General features: G+C 61.1%; 15 protein-coding genes. 4 read left to right on the forward strand and 11 right to left on the reverse strand.

All coding sequences use genetic code 11. The annotated features are described in order from the left end of the window. Positions 1-10: 10 nt before the first annotated feature. The 3 genes from IHQ71_RS23080 to IHQ71_RS23090 are packed head-to-tail and all read right to left on the reverse strand — an operon-like array spanning position 11 to position 2,708. Positions 11-655, reverse strand: coding sequence for an HAD family hydrolase (locus tag IHQ71_RS23080; protein WP_258162928.1), 645 nt, complete (start codon positions 653-655; stop codon positions 11-13). 2 nt (positions 656-657) lie between these two features. After that, positions 658-1,923 carry a Tm-1-like ATP-binding domain-containing protein gene (locus tag IHQ71_RS23085; protein WP_258158753.1) on the reverse strand — a complete coding sequence of 422 codons (1,266 nt, stop codon included), beginning with the start codon at positions 1,921-1,923 and terminating at the stop codon, positions 658-660. Continuing rightward, a complete protein-coding gene (locus tag IHQ71_RS23090) occupies positions 1,923-2,708 on the reverse strand; it encodes an IclR family transcriptional regulator (RefSeq protein ID WP_258162929.1) in 786 nt (261 codons plus the stop codon). The genes IHQ71_RS23085 and IHQ71_RS23090 overlap by 1 nt, the downstream gene beginning before the upstream one ends. A 237-nt stretch (positions 2,709-2,945) precedes the next feature. Between IHQ71_RS23090 and IHQ71_RS23095 the strand changes: the two genes are divergently transcribed. Further along, on the forward strand, positions 2,946-4,424 hold the full coding sequence (locus IHQ71_RS23095) for an aldehyde dehydrogenase (protein WP_258158754.1): 1,479 nt from the start codon (positions 2,946-2,948) through the stop codon (positions 4,422-4,424). Here the strand turns inward: IHQ71_RS23095 and IHQ71_RS23100 are convergent. The 3 genes from IHQ71_RS23100 to IHQ71_RS23110 all read right to left on the reverse strand — a co-directional run bounded on the left by IHQ71_RS23100 (position 4,415) and on the right by IHQ71_RS23110 (position 7,370). After that, the gene (locus IHQ71_RS23100) at positions 4,415-5,203 is read right to left on the reverse strand and encodes an SDR family NAD(P)-dependent oxidoreductase (protein ID WP_258158755.1); all 789 of its coding nucleotides are present in this window, start codon (positions 5,201-5,203) and stop codon (positions 4,415-4,417) included. The two genes, IHQ71_RS23095 and IHQ71_RS23100, sit on opposite strands and share 10 nt — an antisense overlap. Positions 5,204-5,284: 81 nt before the next feature. Further along, complete coding sequence (locus IHQ71_RS23105; protein ID WP_258158756.1) at positions 5,285-5,797, reverse strand: flavin reductase; 513 nt, start codon at positions 5,795-5,797, stop codon at positions 5,285-5,287. A 10-nt stretch (positions 5,798-5,807) separates the two neighbouring features. Next, positions 5,808-7,370, reverse strand: coding sequence for a 4-hydroxyphenylacetate 3-hydroxylase family protein (locus IHQ71_RS23110; protein ID WP_258158757.1), 1,563 nt, complete (start codon positions 7,368-7,370; stop codon positions 5,808-5,810). 95 nt (positions 7,371-7,465) lie between these two features. Here IHQ71_RS23110 and IHQ71_RS23115 point away from each other — a divergent pair, with 95 nt between their 5' ends. Further along, the gene (locus IHQ71_RS23115; protein WP_258158758.1) at positions 7,466-8,401 is read left to right on the forward strand and encodes an AraC family transcriptional regulator; all 936 of its coding nucleotides are present in this window, start codon (positions 7,466-7,468) and stop codon (positions 8,399-8,401) included. Here the strand turns inward: IHQ71_RS23115 and IHQ71_RS23120 are convergent. From IHQ71_RS23120 to IHQ71_RS23135, 4 genes are read right to left on the reverse strand one after another with little or no spacing between them, the layout of a single operon-like run. Then, positions 8,343-9,464, reverse strand: coding sequence for a P1 family peptidase (locus IHQ71_RS23120; RefSeq protein ID WP_258158759.1), 1,122 nt, complete (start codon positions 9,462-9,464; stop codon positions 8,343-8,345). The two genes, IHQ71_RS23115 and IHQ71_RS23120, sit on opposite strands and share 59 nt — an antisense overlap. A gap of 1 nt (position 9,465) precedes the next feature. Further along, positions 9,466-10,296 (reverse strand): ABC transporter permease, encoded by an 831-nt coding sequence (locus IHQ71_RS23125; protein ID WP_258158760.1) that lies wholly within the window; start codon positions 10,294-10,296, stop codon positions 9,466-9,468. Positions 10,297-10,306: 10 nt separating this feature from the next. Continuing rightward, positions 10,307-11,206, reverse strand: coding sequence for an ABC transporter permease (locus IHQ71_RS23130; protein WP_258158761.1), 900 nt, complete (start codon positions 11,204-11,206; stop codon positions 10,307-10,309). Continuing rightward, positions 11,206-12,297 carry an ABC transporter ATP-binding protein gene (locus IHQ71_RS23135; protein WP_258158762.1) on the reverse strand — a complete coding sequence of 364 codons (1,092 nt, stop codon included), beginning with the start codon at positions 12,295-12,297 and terminating at the stop codon, positions 11,206-11,208. Before IHQ71_RS23135 ends, IHQ71_RS23130 begins: the two co-directional genes overlap by 1 nt. A 165-nt stretch (positions 12,298-12,462) precedes the next feature. Here IHQ71_RS23135 and IHQ71_RS23140 point away from each other — a divergent pair, with 165 nt between their 5' ends. Together IHQ71_RS23140 and IHQ71_RS23145 are read left to right on the forward strand one after the other, a co-directional pair. Next, positions 12,463-13,512 carry a spermidine/putrescine ABC transporter substrate-binding protein gene (locus tag IHQ71_RS23140; protein ID WP_258158763.1) on the forward strand — a complete coding sequence of 350 codons (1,050 nt, stop codon included), beginning with the start codon at positions 12,463-12,465 and terminating at the stop codon, positions 13,510-13,512. A 58-nt stretch (positions 13,513-13,570) separates the two neighbouring features. Next, entirely contained in the window at positions 13,571-14,428 is an 858-nt protein-coding gene (locus IHQ71_RS23145) for a MurR/RpiR family transcriptional regulator (RefSeq protein ID WP_258158764.1), read from the forward strand. Positions 14,429-14,459: 31 nt separating this feature from the next. Here IHQ71_RS23145 and IHQ71_RS23150 read toward each other — a convergent pair whose 3' ends face one another. Beyond that, positions 14,460-14,771, reverse strand: a complete 312-nt coding sequence (locus IHQ71_RS23150) for a 2Fe-2S iron-sulfur cluster-binding protein (RefSeq protein ID WP_258158765.1) — start codon at positions 14,769-14,771, stop codon at positions 14,460-14,462. Between the last annotated feature and the right edge of the window lie 10 nt (positions 14,772-14,781).

The following is a 14,781-nucleotide window of genomic DNA, read 5'->3' on the forward strand; positions in this document are numbered from 1 at the left end:
GTCAATCCTTTCAAACGCCAAGCATCTCAATCGCTTGGGCATAGCTTTCGGCAGGGCGGGTGACGTCGAAATGGACGTGAGGGAGGTTCACGGCCTCCGCACCCTCGATATTCTTCTTCTGGTCGTCGACGAAGACGCAGTTTTCACGATCGAGCCCGAGCTCAGCCAGCACCTGCTCATAGGCGCGCGGGTCCGGCTTCAGGATACCAGTGTAGGTCGCATCGACGATGACGTCGAACAGCTCGATCAGCGGGAAGCGCTGGCGGAATTCGACGCCGTAGAACAGGTCAAGCTCATTGGACAGGATGGCAAGCTTCAGCCCCGCTTGTTTGACTTTCAGTATCGCATCCCGCGCTTCCGGGCGCATGACCAACTCCGCGTCCGCGCCCCGCGCTCTTTGGATGAAAGTCTTCATGTCCGACCAGTCCTCGCCGAGCAATTGCCCAACCTCGCGCGTCCGAGTCATCCAGTAATCGCGCTCGGAAATCTCGCGCGCCTGCATGGCGCGCCAGAGCGGATCGGTCGCCGTGTCGAAGGGCCCACGCCATGTCAGCGTCCCCTCAGGCAAGCCAAGCGCGCGTTCGGTTATGTTATGCGTCTCGAACATCGTACGCGTGACGACGCCGCCGAAATCGAGGATCAGGGCTTTGTACACACTCATGTCCGGCCCCTCGGCACGACGCCTTCGGCGACCCAGCGGTCGAAGACTTCAAGCGCCTTTACGGCGAATTCCGGTGAGTTGATATGCGCATCCATCTCTTCGAACTGCGCCGAGGCGGGAACGGTCTTGCGCATCTCGTCGAGGAAGGCGTCGAGCGCTTCCGGCTCATACAGCGGCTCACCCGCCTGGTCCCATTCCTGGATGCCGCCCGAGGGCAGGATGAAGGCGACCGGGGCGGTTGCGCTTTCGAGCTTCAGGCCGATGACGCGGGCAACCTCGCGGCGGCCATCGGGTGATGTGGTGACCGAGCCGATCAATCGATTATGTGCATGATACGGCCGGTCGACGAATTGCAGGGGCAAGGTCTGCCAAGCCTGGATATCGACCATGTCGACCGCGCCAGGTGCTACGATCTGTGGTATGCCCGCACGGCCGGCATTTTCCATCCGGTCCGGGCCTGACGTCACCACCGAACCGTTGTGATGATTGGTCACTTCCTGAATGCAGAGATCGAAAACCGCAGCAAAACCCTTCTGCGCCGCGATCGCCTCATACGCCCGACCGCCCATGCCGGTTGAATGGAACACCGCTACGTCATAGCCGCGCTTCTCGAGCTCGGGCTTGAGATATTTCATATATTTGAGGCAGGACGAGCCGAGCGAGGTCATGCCGATCAGCGGACGGTCATTCTCCGGCTTTATCCCGACCTTTGCGGCGCCCACAACCGCGCCGCAGGCTTGCGACAGCACCGCACGGCAGATCGGGTTCAGCCCATAGAGCCCACCGGCCCAGAGGATCATCATAAGATCCGGCGAGATCCGCTCCGGCGGCAGGAGATGCGAATAGGCAATGGTCGAGACGACGAATTTTGGCACGCCGAGCGGCAGCACGGCCGCGGCATCGAGCGCCAGATCGGTGCCCATCGAACCGCCGAGCGCGATCATGCCATCGACCTGCCCGGCATCGTAAAGCATGCGCACCAGGTTGGACGCACCCTGCGCCATCAGCGCCATGGCGCTGTTTTCGTCACCGCTGTCGATGATCTGCTGCATCGTGACATCAGCCGCCTTGGCAATGTCATGCCTGGAATAGTCCGGCATGTAGGGCGGATCGCCCAGCACGCTGACATCGACCATCACGGGCAATCCGCCGGCCTTGCCGATAATATCGGCCATGAACAGCAATTCGTCGCTCTTGGTGTCGCCGGTGCCGATCACCAGAATATTGGGCAAAGTAGCAGATGGGCGGGCGCTTGCGCTCATCAACCGGTCCTCCTCGATTGCATCATGGGGCGAACCTGCCGGTCGGCCCCGAAAAGTGCGTCTGAAATTCGTTGAGCGGCGGCGGAAACCGCAATGCCATGTTCCGTGATCCTGCCGTCATCGGTGCGGACAAAGGGTGCAGCGACCGTGATGCTTCCGACAGGTCGTCCGCCCGGGGGGCAGATCGCGGCCGAGACGCTGATCACGCCCGCCTCCATGCCCTGCCTGCTGATGGAGTAACCCAGAGCCCTCGTCTCTTCGATGCGCCTCCGCACCTCATCGGCATCGGTCAAGGTATGATCGGTGAAGGACTGGAGCGGTTTTGCGAGCTCCGCTTCGATCACGTCGGAGGAAGAAGCCGCAAGAAACGCAAGCCCCGAAGCGGTCGCATGGAACGGCAATATGGTTCCGATACGCACGAAGACGCGGTGCGCCCTCGTCGATTCCTCGACATGAACGTTTGAAAGCCTTCCATTCGAGAATTCCGAAAGATGGACCGTCTCGCCCGTCAGATCTGCGAGTTCCCTGACGAATTCCATCGCCGTCCGGAGGAACGGATAGCGCTGTTCGCGTATCCGCGCGAGCCGCAGCAGCGCCGCGCCCAACCGATATTTCCGGGATTCGCTTGTCTGCTCGACGAAGCCCTGCTTTTCCAGTTCGACGAGGAAGCGACGCGTCGTCGCCTTGTCATAGCCACAGGCCAACGCGATCTCGGTGAGACCGCATTCCTTCTCCATCCCGGAGAGAATATCGAGCAGTGTCAGTGCCTTGCCGATAGTGCCCATGTTTTCCTCGCCCTCGTGTCCGCGCATTGGCGTTCGCCGAGATACTTAACATGCGAATTAACTTGACAGGAAGCAAAGCGTTTTGCAAGTCTATATTTAAAGCGACGGTTCAAATATTGAACCTCATACGAACGATTTCGGAACTGGAAACAACGATGGCGATCCGCCTTCAAGACTGATTTATTCGTGACGCCATAACGGGTGGCTTTCACCGTCATCTCCCTTCGAGGACAAGACATGCAGGACAAGATCGATCACCTCCGTACGCTGCCGATCCCGGCGCAATCGCTGTTCATCGGCGGCGCATGGCAGGCCTCCAGGAATGGCGCGACGATGGAAGTCATCTCGCCGATCGACGGCACTGTCCTGACCACGATCGCCGATGCGGGTGCCGATGACGTCGACCTCGCCGTCGCGGCCGCACGCGCCGCCTTCGAGAAGGGCGCGTGGTCGAAAGCCGCGCCGGCCGAGCGCAAGAAGATCCTGCTCAGGATCGCCGACCTGATCGACAAGCACGCACTGGAACTTGCAGTCCTCGGCGTGCGCGACAACGGCACCGAAATCTCGATGGCGCTGAAGGCAGAACCCGGCAGCGCGGCCGGCACCTTCCGCTATTACGCCGAGGCCATCGATAAGGTCTATGGCGAGATCGCGCCGACGGCCGAAAATGTGCTCGGCCTTATCCACCGCGCGCCGATCGGCGTAGTCGCCGCGATCGTGCCGTGGAATTTCCCGATGATGATCGGAGCCTGGAAGGTCGCGCCAGCACTTGCGGCAGGCAATTCGGTGGTTCTGAAGCCCGCCGAGGGCGCGTCGCTGACCCTGCTAAGGCTCGCCGAACTCTGTGCCGAGGCCGGCCTGCCCGAAGGCGTGTTCAATGTCGTCACCGGCCGCGGCGCCGTCTCCGGCGAGGCGCTCGGCCTGCATATGGACATCGACGTCCTCGCGTTTACTGGCTCCGGCCCGGTTGGGCGGCGCCTGCTCGAATATTCCGCCCGCTCCAATCTCAAGCGCGTCTATCTCGAACTCGGCGGCAAGTCGCCCAACGTGGTCTTCGCCGATGCGCCCAGCATCGACCAGGCGGCAAAAGTTTCGGCCTATGGCATCTTCCGCAATTCCGGCCAGGTCTGCATCGCCGGCTCGCGCCTGCTCGTCGAGCGATCGATCCATGAGGAATTCTCCGAGAAAGTCGCCAAGATCGCCGCCGGAATGAAACTCGGCGATCCGCTCCAACTCACCACCGAAGCCGGCGCGATCTCCAGCGAGATTCAGCTCAAGAAAGATCTCGGCTTCGCCGAACAGGCGCTCGCGGAGGGCGCTACGCTCCGGACGGGCGGCGAGCGCATCCTACAGGAAACCGGCGGCTTCTATATGCAGCCGACAGTCTTCGACGTCACGCCCGACATGACGCTGGCGAAGGAAGAGGCGTTCGGCCCAATCCTCTCAGTCATCCCCTTCAACACCGAGGATGACGCGCTCCGCATCGCAAACGCGACGGAGTACGGCCTCGCCTCCGCCGTCTGGACCGCCAACCTCTCGCGTGCCCACCGCATGGTGCGCGACATCAAGGCCGGGGTTGTCCACGTCAACACCTATGGCGGCGCCGACAACACCGTGCCGCTCGGCGGTGTCAAGCAATCCGGCAACGGCCACGACAAGTCGCTGCATGCCCTGGACAAATACGTCGATCTGAAAACGGCCTGGATTCAGCTCTGAAAAGCCAGCGTCGGTAGATCCACCGTGCCGGCACCGCCATCGATCGCCAGCACCGCGCCGTTGATCATCGATGCCTCGGCCGATGCGAGGAAGGCGATGGCATTGGCCACTTCCTCGGGCAACGCCGCACGCCCGAGCGGCACGTCCTTGGTGACCAGCACATAGGCCTCATCGAGCGATTTGAGGCCATGCATCTCGATAATCATCTGCATTTCGTCGTCCGCCATCGGCGTCCGTACCCAGCCCGGGCAGACCGTATTGGTCCTGACACCCTTGCGACCATAGTCACGGGCGAGCGACTTGGCCAGGCCGATCAACGCGTGCTTCATCGTGATATAGCCGATGGCCTCGGGCGCAGCGAAGAGCCCGGCGATCGAGGATACGACAACAATCGCGCCCTTGCGTTCGATGAGCGACGGCAGGCAGGCACGCGCGCTGACGAATGCCGTATCGAGATTAAGACGCGTGGCGAGCGCCCAAGTCTCATCTGACATCTCGGTGGTCGCGCCTGCCCCGTGTCCACCGGCATTGGCGACCAGTACGTCGATCCCGCCAAAGCGCTCTATGATGCCTGCCGTCGCCTTGCCCATGACAGCGCCGTCAGCGGCGTCGGCCTGAACGATCGCCGCGCCTGTTTCGCCAGCGATGACCTCCAGCGGTTCACGCCGCCGACCGACCAGCACAAGGTTGGCACCCTCACTCGCCAACCGACGCGCAACTGCTGCGCCGATGCCGGTGCCGCCACCAGTGATCACTGCGGTTTTGTCCCTGTAACGCATACATCCCCCGCCTCGAACGGCCGCCTCGCAAAGTGTCGCTTAATTAACATGAGAATGACAGGGCTGGAGGTGGAGGGGCTCTTACCCTCCAAAGCTACCGACCTGGCTCGGCACGTTTATGTAGTTGCGGTCGAAATAGACGAGCGCATTGCCGTCGACACGCGATCGGATGCCCAACACCTGACCGATGAAGACGTGATGCGTCCCCACCAGCCGTGCCTCGGCGAGCCGGCAATCGAAGGAAACCATCGCATCGGCCAGCGCCTGACTGCCCGACGGCATGTCGAGCCATTTGGCCGCCGCATATCGCGCCGACATGTCGGATTGCTTGCCGGCGAAATAGCCGGCCAGTTCCTGATGATCGTCGGCCAACACGTTGACGCAGAAGCGTCTGTTTTCGAGGAAAAGGCCGCATTGCGCAGAGCGGCCGTTCATGCAGACCAGCAGCGTCGGCGGCTCATCCGTGACGCTGCACATCGCCGTGGCGGTGAAGCCGCCTTTTCCTGCCGGGCCATTGGTCGTGATGACATTCACCGGGGCGCAGACACGTGCCATGGCATTGCGGAACTCGGTCTTGGATATGGCCTCCTCCATAATCGCCTCCTCAACCGTTCAGGGGCGGCAGCCAGGTCTCGCCGGTCCAGCCGTTTTCGTCATAATCGCTCATGCATTGGTCGACCAACGCTTCCATTTCGCGGAGCCTGCCGCCACGTTCGGCGCCCTTGAGCACCTGTAGCCGCACCTCCTCGGGCGCGCCGGCATAGTTGAGCTCATAGAGTGCATGCCGACCACCGAATTCGGTGCCCGTGGCGTCCCAGAGCAGCTTCATGATCTTGATGCGCTCGACATGGCCCATGTCGTTGGAGCCGCGGACATATTGGGCAAGATAGCGGTCGATCTCGGGATTGTTGAAGTCCTTGACAGAGGACGGCAGATAGATGAGGCCCGAGGCGATGACCCGGCGCACGGTGTCGATCACCCGCGGATATGCCTCCGACATAAAGGTGCGATAAGAGAGCGCGGCCTCCAGGTTGGGCAACACCGCGCCACTGGCCCAGGGCTGCGGATTGTAGGCCATGGCATTGGAGAAGCTCCAGAACATGTGCCGAAGCGCGATCACTTCGCCGAGTGCTGCCTGGTTGCCACGGAAGGCGTCACCACCGGTGGCGCGCAGTGCTTTGGCCAGCAGGCCGGCAAGGAAATCGAGCTTCACCGCGAAGCGGGTGCAACCCTGGAAGCAATAGCCATGCATGAAACCAGAGGCCGGATGGAAGGACAGGATCTTCGGGGCATCCCGTAGGACCAGCACGTCCTCCCAGGGGATGAAGACATTGTCGAGCACCAGGATCGCATCGTTCTCGTCAAAGCGCGACGACAGCGGATAGTCGAAGGGCGTGCCGACCGTGTTGGCCGTCTGCTCGTAGGAGACGCGGCAGAACATCTTGATGCCGGGCGCATTCATCGGCACGATGAACATGACCGAGAGCGACGGATCTTCTGTGACGGTCGCCGAGCTCTGGGCGAGGAAATTGTAATGCGTCAGCGCCGACGAGGTCGCCACCACCTTGGCGCCCGAGACATAGATGCCGGCATCGGTTTCCTTGGTGATATGGACGAAGACATCCTTGACCTGGTCTGCCGGCTTATGGCGATCGATAGGCGGATTGACGATCGCATGATTCATGAACAGCACGGATTCCTGCGAGCGCTTGTGCCAGGCCAGCGCATTGTCCTTGAATTGCCCGTACCAGTCGGCATTGGCGCCGAGCGTGTTCATCAACGCGGCCTTGTAGTCGGCGGTGCGGCCCATCCAGCCATAGGACATCCGCGCCCAGTCGGCGATCGCGCCCTGCTGGGCGACCAGTTCGGCGGAGGATTTGGCGACGCGGAAATATTTGTGGGTGTAGCCGCCGTTGCCGGTATCGGTCGGCGAAGTCAGGCGCTCCTTGGTCTTCTCGGCATGCAGCGCGTCATACATCCGCGCGAGCGAACGGACGGAGTTGCGCATTGAAGGATGAGCGGTGACGTCGGTGACGCGCTCGCCATTGATATAGACCTCGCGGCCATCGCGCAGCGAGGCGAGATATTCGGCGCCGGTGAAAGGCCGCGTCTTGTCGGCGCGCACATCCTCGGGGCGGGCGAAAGTGTGTTGGTCGTGGACCGTCATCAACTCCTCCATTTGCTGTCGTCAGGAATAGTCCTTGCGCAGCCTCTTCGCCATGGACAGAATGGTAAAATGACTTGCACTTTTTCGGGCTTCTGATGCCGGATACCATTCCAAGCTTCTTCGTCTATGGCGAACCGGACAGACCGCTCGACGTCGGCTTCATCCATGTCGAGACTGTCATGGAGCGCAAGAATGTGCATCTGGGCCATGTCTGGGCGCATAAGCACGACCGGATGGCCCAGGTCACCTTCTGGACGAAAGGGCGCGGGCGCTACTTTCTGGAGGAGTCCGTCTTGGATTTTTCCTCGCCGGCGATCAGCTTCGTGCCGAGCGGTGTCGTTCACGGTTTCGAGGTCGAACCGGCAAAGACCGACGCCATCGTGGTGTCGATCGCCGATAGCGCTCTTCCCCCCATTCAAACCCTCTCCCTGCTGCCGCTCGATCTGCCGGTCATCGTCACCGAGGCTCCGGATAACCCCCTCTGGTTTCGGATTTCCGATATCATGAACCGTATGGCGGACGAATATCGCGAAGGCCGGCCGGGTATGGAAAAGATGCTGGCCTCTCTGGCCGCGGCGACGCTCACCGACATCGCCCGCCTCGCCCATGAGCGCCCCTCGGTTTCCCGGTCGGGGCGACTGGCACTCTCAACCGAGCTGAGACGTCTCGTCGACCGGCATTTCCGGGAGAATTGGGCGATCCAAGCCTATGTCGATACGCTTGGCACGACGCCGCATCTGCTGGCCAAGGCCTGCCGGGAGGCCTTTGGACTTTCTGTCAAGGAATTCATCAACGAGCGCCGGCTGCTGGAAGCGAAGCGGCTGCTGCTGTTCACGGTGCGCTCGGTCGAAGACATCGCCTACGAAATCGGCCTCAAGGACGCGGCCTATTTCTCGCGCTTCTTCAAGCACCATGTCGACCGTCCGCCGAGCGAATGGCGGCAAGACTACCCGAAGGCGGGGAGCGCGTCCTCTAGCTCGGACGCAACTCTCGCAGCAATGCCGCCAGCCGGTCGTGCTCGATCGCGCTGATCTTGAAGCGGTCATAAGCCGTGCCGCCCATGTCCTCGGCCGCCAGCATCGCGTTCACCACTGCCTCCTCGACACAGTCGACCGTCGCGAGATAGACCGGATCCAGCAACTCGTCATTGACCATCTCGACAGCGAGATGACCACCGGACCCGTACAGCATCGGATGTGCATTGGCGGTGGAAAAGGCCAGGAAGATGTCGCCCGAGTTGTTGCCGCCCGGCGTGCCGTTGCGGCCGATGCCGATCGTGGCCCGGCGCGCGAGCCGCTTCAGCTGGTGCGGCATCATCGGCAGGTCTGTGGCGATGACGACGATGATCGAGCCACGCTCGAGCATCTGACTCTGCGGCGTGCCATCCTGCATATGCTTGCCGACGGGCACGCCCGCTATGGTCAGCCAGTCGCGCTGGCCGTGGTTTGCCTGCACCAGGACCCCGACCGTATAGGGCCGGTCGTCGAATTCGATTGTACGAGACGAGGTCCCGGTGCCGCCCTTGAAACCATAGGCGATCATGCCCGTGCCGCCGCCGCAGTTGCCCTCCTCGACCGGACCGGTCGCGACACTGTCGAGCGCAGCACGGACATCTGCTTCGGTAAGGTGCAGACCATTGATGTCGTTAAGCACGCCGTCATAGGTCTCGGCGATGACAGGCATGATCCAGAGAAAATCGTCTGTCTGGTAGGTTGAGGCATAGCGGTCGATCATCCATTTGACGGTCGCGTGATGTGCCATGCCGACGCCGTGCGTGTTGGTGATGACGACCGGCCCGAGAAAATAGCCGCCATCCTCGATCCAGTGGGTGCCGGTCATCTCGCCATTGCCGTTGAAACGATGCGTGCCGGCATAGACGGGGATCGGCGTCTCTGAATGCATGTGCGGCAGGATCGCGGTGACGCCCGTCCGCACGGGCCGCTTCCGTCCCGATCGGGGTACATCCTCAATGATGGTGCGGAAGCCGACGCCGACCCCCGACACGTCGGTGATCGCATTGTGTGTGCCCGTGCGGCCGGCAAAGGGTAGTCCAAGGTCGCGGCCGCGCGGCTTGGTCGTGATATTGATTGTCATGTCATTTCTGCCGGGATCGAAGGTAGAGGCCGAGCGAGGCCACGAGGAAGGAGAAGGTCAGCATCATCACCGCGATCGCGTTGATCTCCGGTTTGATACCGCGCCGGAGCATGGCGAAGATGAACATCGGCAGCGTGGTCACATCGACGCCGGCGATGAAATAGGTGATGACGAGATCATCCATCGAGATGATGAAGGCGAGCAACGCGCCGCCGAGAATCCCCGGCATGAGCTGCGGCAGTACCACCCTACGCAAGGTGACCCACTCATTGGCGCCGAGGTCGGCCGAGGCATTTTCAAGCGTCCTGTCCATGCCAGAGAGCCGGGCCGCGACCACGATGAAGACATAGGAGATCAGGAAGGTACACTGGCCGATCACGATGGTCGTGACGCCAAGCCTGATCCCGGCACTGACGAAGAAGATCAAGAGCGCTATGCCGAGCACGATGTCAGGCATCAGCATCGGCATGAACATCACCACTTGGTAGAAGCGCTTGCCGAGGAAATTGTAGCGATGCAGCGCCAGCGCGATCGCGGTGCCGAGCACCGTCGAAATGACCGTGGTGAAAAGCGCGATCTTCAGGCTGTTGAGGACTGCGGCGATGAGCTGGTCGGTGGATTCTATATAGAGCGCACTCTCCGACACAGTCGTCTTAAGGCCCAGCACCTGCGCATACCACTCCGTCGTGAACCCGCTCCACACCATCATGTTCACCGGATTGGCATTGAAGGAATAGAGCGCGATCAGTGCCAGCGGAATGTAGATGAAGGCAAAAAACAGCATTGTGTAAAGGTTGAGACCCGCCTTGAAGAGGCCACGTGAAAATTTCATCCCCACCCCCCTATCGCGCAAGCGCCGCGGTGGCATTTCGCCGGCCGGAAAGGATGACATGGGCGAAGAGCAGTACCAGCATGACAGCCATGACCATCATGGCCAGCGCCGAGCCGAAGGGCCAGTTTCGCGCCGACAGAAACTGCGCCTCGATGAGATTGCCGAGCATCATCACCTTGGCGCCCCCGAGCACGGCTGGCACGACGAAGTTTCCGAGTGCAGGAATGAAGACGATAATCGAACCGCCGACAATGCCTGGCGTCGTCAACGGCAGCACGATGCGAGAGAACGTGCGAATCGGGCCGGCGCCGAGATCGAGCGAGGCCTGCACCAGCCGCCAATCGAGCTTCTCGATGCTGGCATAAACAGGCATGAACATGAAGGGGATGAAGACATAGACCATGCCGAGGATGATTGCGCCGTCTGTATAGATCATCTCCAGCGGCCGCGAGATCGCACCAGCCGACATCAGCGTCTCGTTGACCAGGCCGGTGGGACGCAGGATCATCACCCAGACGAAGAGGCGCACGATCAGGCTCGAGAAGAAGGGCAGTGTGATCAGGAACAGGCAGAAATTTTTCCATTTCTCGGGCAACCGGCTGATATGGAAAGCCGCGGGGTAGCAGACCAGCAGCGTGCAGATCACCGTCAGGACCGCGATCTTCACCGAACGCAGGAAGATCGCGATATAGACCGGATCGAATTCCTCGAAGGCCGGATCGGCGAAACCGAGGATGCGGCCGTAATTGTGCGGATACCAGGTCCATTCGACGCCGCCATAGAGGCCTGGCGCCAGGAAGCTGGTGACCACCATGATGCCGAGCGGCACGGCGAAGAAGACGAGAAGGAACAGCGAAACCGGGCCGAGCAGGATTCCGAGCTGCAGACGCCTTTGGCTGGCGATACCCATCAGGCAGCCTTCCTCTCAGTGATGATGTGGACGGTCGCGGGATCGTAATACCAGCGCGCCGACTGGCCGGTTTCGATGGCGCCGACAGCATTGCTTTGCGACGCCGGCACCTGCGCCATCAGCCTGCGCCCGCCTGTTGTGCGACCGAAAAGCTCAAAGGCTGAGCCAACGAAGACCACCTGCTCGACGGTAACATCGAGCGACGGCGCATCGTCGGTAGGTGACGCCAGGGAGAACTGCTCGGGCCGGATCAATGCCGTGGCCCCGGTTGCGGCGCCTGCGGTAGCGGGCCAGTGCCGTATGGTCACGCCCTCGGCGGTTCTGAAATCCTGTCCATCCACCTGTCCCTCGAAAAGATTGCTAGCCCCGATGAAGCTCGCGACGAAGGTGCTGACCGGCTTGTCATAGACATGACGCGGCGCGTCGAGTTGCTGGATACGTCCATCGGCCAACACCGCGACGCGGTCCGACATAGTCAGCGCTTCCTGCTGGTCATGTGTCACAAAGATGAAGGTGATGCCGAGTTCGTGCTGCAGCGTTTTGAGTTCGAGCTGCATCGCCTCGCGCAGATTCTTGTCGAGCGCCGACAACGGCTCGTCGAGCAATAGCACTTTCGGCCGCGCGACGATGGCGCGGGCGAGCGCCACGCGCTGCTGTTGGCCGCCGGAGAGTTGTCGCGGCAGTCGTCCCTCCATACCGTCGAGACCCACCATTTGGAGAACCGCGCGCACTCGCTCGGTCCGTTCGGCCTTTGCGACGCCGGCCACATCCAGCGCATAGGCCGCGTTCTCGCCCACCGTGAGATGCGGAAACAGCGCGTAGTTCTGGAACACCGTATTGACCGGGCGGCGATAGGGCGGCCGGTCAGTCATGTCCTCGCCGTCGATCTCGATTCTGCCGGCGTCGAGATCGACAAAGCCGCTGATCGCCTGCAGAAGCGTGGTTTTACCGCATCCTGAAGGCCCAAGCAGCGTGATGAATTCATTGCGGCCGATATCGAGGTCGACGCCGTCAAGCGCTGTAACCTGCCGTCCTTCGGGCGTCGAAAAAGCTTTGGCGGCCGAGACCAGCCGCACGATCGCATCTCGCATAAGTCGTTCCCCAAAAATGTTATTAAATTAACTCTTGCGCGATTTGGATATGTTGATATCATTTTTTCGTACAAGTCAACGCCCGGACGGCACGCTGTTTCAGTGTTCCAAGACGCTGGATGGCGAGGACCCGACGGGACGAAAATTCCGACAAGGGGAACCGACATGACGATTTTTCAAGGCGCCATCAGGCGCCTCCGCATTCTTGCGATCAGCGCACTGATCCTGCCCGCCGGCAGCGTGGTCGCCCAGGAACTCAACATTTATAACTGGGGCGAATACATCAATCCCGCGGTGCTCAAGAAATTCGAGGAAGAGACCAAGATCAAGGTCAACCTCTCGACCTACTCCTCCAACGAGGAGATGCTGGCCAAGATCCAGGGCGGCGCGACGGGATACGATATCGTCTTCCCGTCGGTGCATATGCAGGACATCATGGCCAAGCTCGAGCTGCTCGAGAAGACCGATATCAACACCTATGAAGGCTTCAGGAATATCGACCCGACATTCCTGCGCGCGAAAAGCGACCCTAATGGCGAATATTGCCTGCCCTACGCCTTCGGCACGGTCGGCATTCTCTATAACCGCAAGGTGCTCGGCAAGGACATCACAGGCTGGAAGGACCTGATCGAGACGGTCAAGGCGAAGAATCTGAAATTCACCCTGCTCGACGACATGCGCGAAGTGCTGGGCGTCGGCCTGATGCTCAACGGCCACAAGGTCAATTCCACCGATCCGGCCGAATTGCAGCAGGCGGCCGATACCGTCATCGCCATGAAACCCTATGTCGCGGCGTTCACCTATGATTCGCGGCCGATGGTGCAATCCGGGGATGTTGCCGCAGCCCACTTCTTCGTTGGTGCGATGGTCGATGTATTCGGCAACCCCAAGGATCTCGGCTATGTGATCCCCGAGGAAGGCGCCACCATGTATCAGGAGGACATGTGCGTTCTGAAGACCGCGCCGAACAAGGAGAATGCGATCAAGTTCATGCAATTCTACACCAAGCCGGAAATCGCAGCGCTCAATGTCTCGCAGCAGACCAATGGCACAGCCAATGTGCCGGGACGCCAATTGACGCCCGATAACATCAAGAATAGCAAGGAAATCAATCCGACGGACGACACGATGAAGCGGCTGCAGATATTCGAGGATATCGGCGCCGGCCTCCGTCAGGTCGACCGCGCTTGGACCAAGGTCAAGACCGCACAGTAAGCAAAATCATGGCCTCTCTGCCCGCGCCACCGGGCGGAGAGTTTCCCGGAGAACCAGATTGTCGAAGGAACTTCACAAGCGCCTGCAAGACGCGGATATGCGCAAGTCGAAATCCGACAAGCTGATCGCCAATTATTTCGAACGCAACCTCGCCGAGCTTCCCTTCGAGACCGCCAAGTCCATCGCAGCGCGGCTGGAAATCTCCCAGATGACGGTCGGGCGTTATCTCCGCCGCCTCGGCTTCGATGGCCTCGACGAGATGAAGGCGGCACTCCGCCGCGGTAACCGTTCCAATCCTGCCTGGCAGGTCAAGGGATCGATGGACCGGTTCCAGCAGGACCTCCGAGACGGCAAGTTCCTCGCCGGCCTCCTGCAGCAGCAGGTCGAAAACCTCGGCCGCATCTATGAGCTGACGACCTCGCCCGAATGGCAGAAAACGATCGAAGCTCTGATTTCCGCCAGCGAGATCTATGTCGCCGCCTACCAGAATGTCCGCGGCATCGCCCAATATTTCGCGTCTCAGCTTTCCTACACGAGGTCGCGCGTCCAGTTCATGGATGGCTTGAACGGCACCTATGCCGAACTGCTCGACGGCTCGGTCGAAGGCCGCGTCCTCTTCCTGCACGACGTCCGCCGCTTCGCCGCCAAGGCTCGCCCACTGGCTGAAGAAGCGCGCCGCGCCGGCGTCAAGGTCATCCTGCTCACCGACGAATTCTGCCCCTGGGCCGAAGAAGCCTCCGACATCGCCCTCGTCGTCCCGGGCTCGCACGGCCCGCTGTGGGATGGCGCAGCGACGATGACCGCGGTCATGGATCTCATGCTATCGAACATCATCGTGCTCATGGGCAACGAGGTCGACGAGCGCGTGCAACTGCTGACCCGGCTGCAGGACGTGTTCGGCGATTTCGAGAGCTGATTGATCCGCCGGACGGCGAAGCCGCTTCGGGTCACGCCACGCGCACGACCAGGCCGTCGAGAGATGGGTTGGCAATGATCTGGCATGACAAACGACTGCCATCCATCTTGCCGGCTTCGGTGATCTCGAGCATGTCGTCTTCGCTGCCCTCGGCGGCACCGACCGCGTCACGCCATTCGTCCTCGACGACGACGTGGCAGGTGGCGCAGGAGAGACATCCTCCGCATTCGCCGACGACGCCGGGGACATTGTTGAAGACGGCCGCCGTCATCAGGTTGGTGCCGTCCTTAATTTCGGCGGAAATCCGCTGACCGTTTTTCAGGATCCAGGTGATCTGAGCCATGGCAAAATCC

Origin of the sequence: Rhizobium sp. TH2, assembly GCF_024707525.1 — a bacterium.
Lineage (GTDB): Bacteria > Pseudomonadota > Alphaproteobacteria > Rhizobiales > Rhizobiaceae > Rhizobium_E.

What these genes read in the sequence shown, in the direction of transcription:
- IHQ71_RS23120 (WP_258158759.1), bottom strand. Translation starts at nt 9,464, where the DNA reads ATGACAATCAATATCACGACCAAGCCGCGCGGCCGCGACCTTGGACTA.
- IHQ71_RS23110 (WP_258158757.1), bottom strand. Translation starts at nt 7,370, where the DNA reads ATGACGGTCCACGACCAACACACTTTCGCCCGCCCCGAGGATGTGCGC.
- IHQ71_RS23095 (WP_258158754.1), top strand. Translation starts at nt 2,946, where the DNA reads ATGCAGGACAAGATCGATCACCTCCGTACGCTGCCGATCCCGGCGCAA.
- IHQ71_RS23135 (WP_258158762.1), bottom strand. Translation starts at nt 12,297, where the DNA reads ATGCGAGATGCGATCGTGCGGCTGGTCTCGGCCGCCAAAGCTTTTTCG.
- IHQ71_RS23150 (WP_258158765.1), bottom strand. Translation starts at nt 14,771, where the DNA reads ATGGCTCAGATCACCTGGATCCTGAAAAACGGTCAGCGGATTTCCGCC.
- IHQ71_RS23115 (WP_258158758.1), top strand. Translation starts at nt 7,466, where the DNA reads ATGCCGGATACCATTCCAAGCTTCTTCGTCTATGGCGAACCGGACAGA.
- IHQ71_RS23085 (WP_258158753.1), bottom strand. Translation starts at nt 1,923, where the DNA reads ATGAGCGCAAGCGCCCGCCCATCTGCTACTTTGCCCAATATTCTGGTG.
- IHQ71_RS23090 (WP_258162929.1), bottom strand. Translation starts at nt 2,708, where the DNA reads ATGGGCACTATCGGCAAGGCACTGACACTGCTCGATATTCTCTCCGGG.
- IHQ71_RS23105 (WP_258158756.1), bottom strand. Translation starts at nt 5,797, where the DNA reads ATGGAGGAGGCCATATCCAAGACCGAGTTCCGCAATGCCATGGCACGT.
- IHQ71_RS23100 (WP_258158755.1), bottom strand. Translation starts at nt 5,203, where the DNA reads ATGCGTTACAGGGACAAAACCGCAGTGATCACTGGTGGCGGCACCGGC.
- IHQ71_RS23140 (WP_258158763.1), top strand. Translation starts at nt 12,463, where the DNA reads ATGACGATTTTTCAAGGCGCCATCAGGCGCCTCCGCATTCTTGCGATC.
- IHQ71_RS23130 (WP_258158761.1), bottom strand. Translation starts at nt 11,206, where the DNA reads ATGGGTATCGCCAGCCAAAGGCGTCTGCAGCTCGGAATCCTGCTCGGC.
- IHQ71_RS23125 (WP_258158760.1), bottom strand. Translation starts at nt 10,296, where the DNA reads ATGAAATTTTCACGTGGCCTCTTCAAGGCGGGTCTCAACCTTTACACA.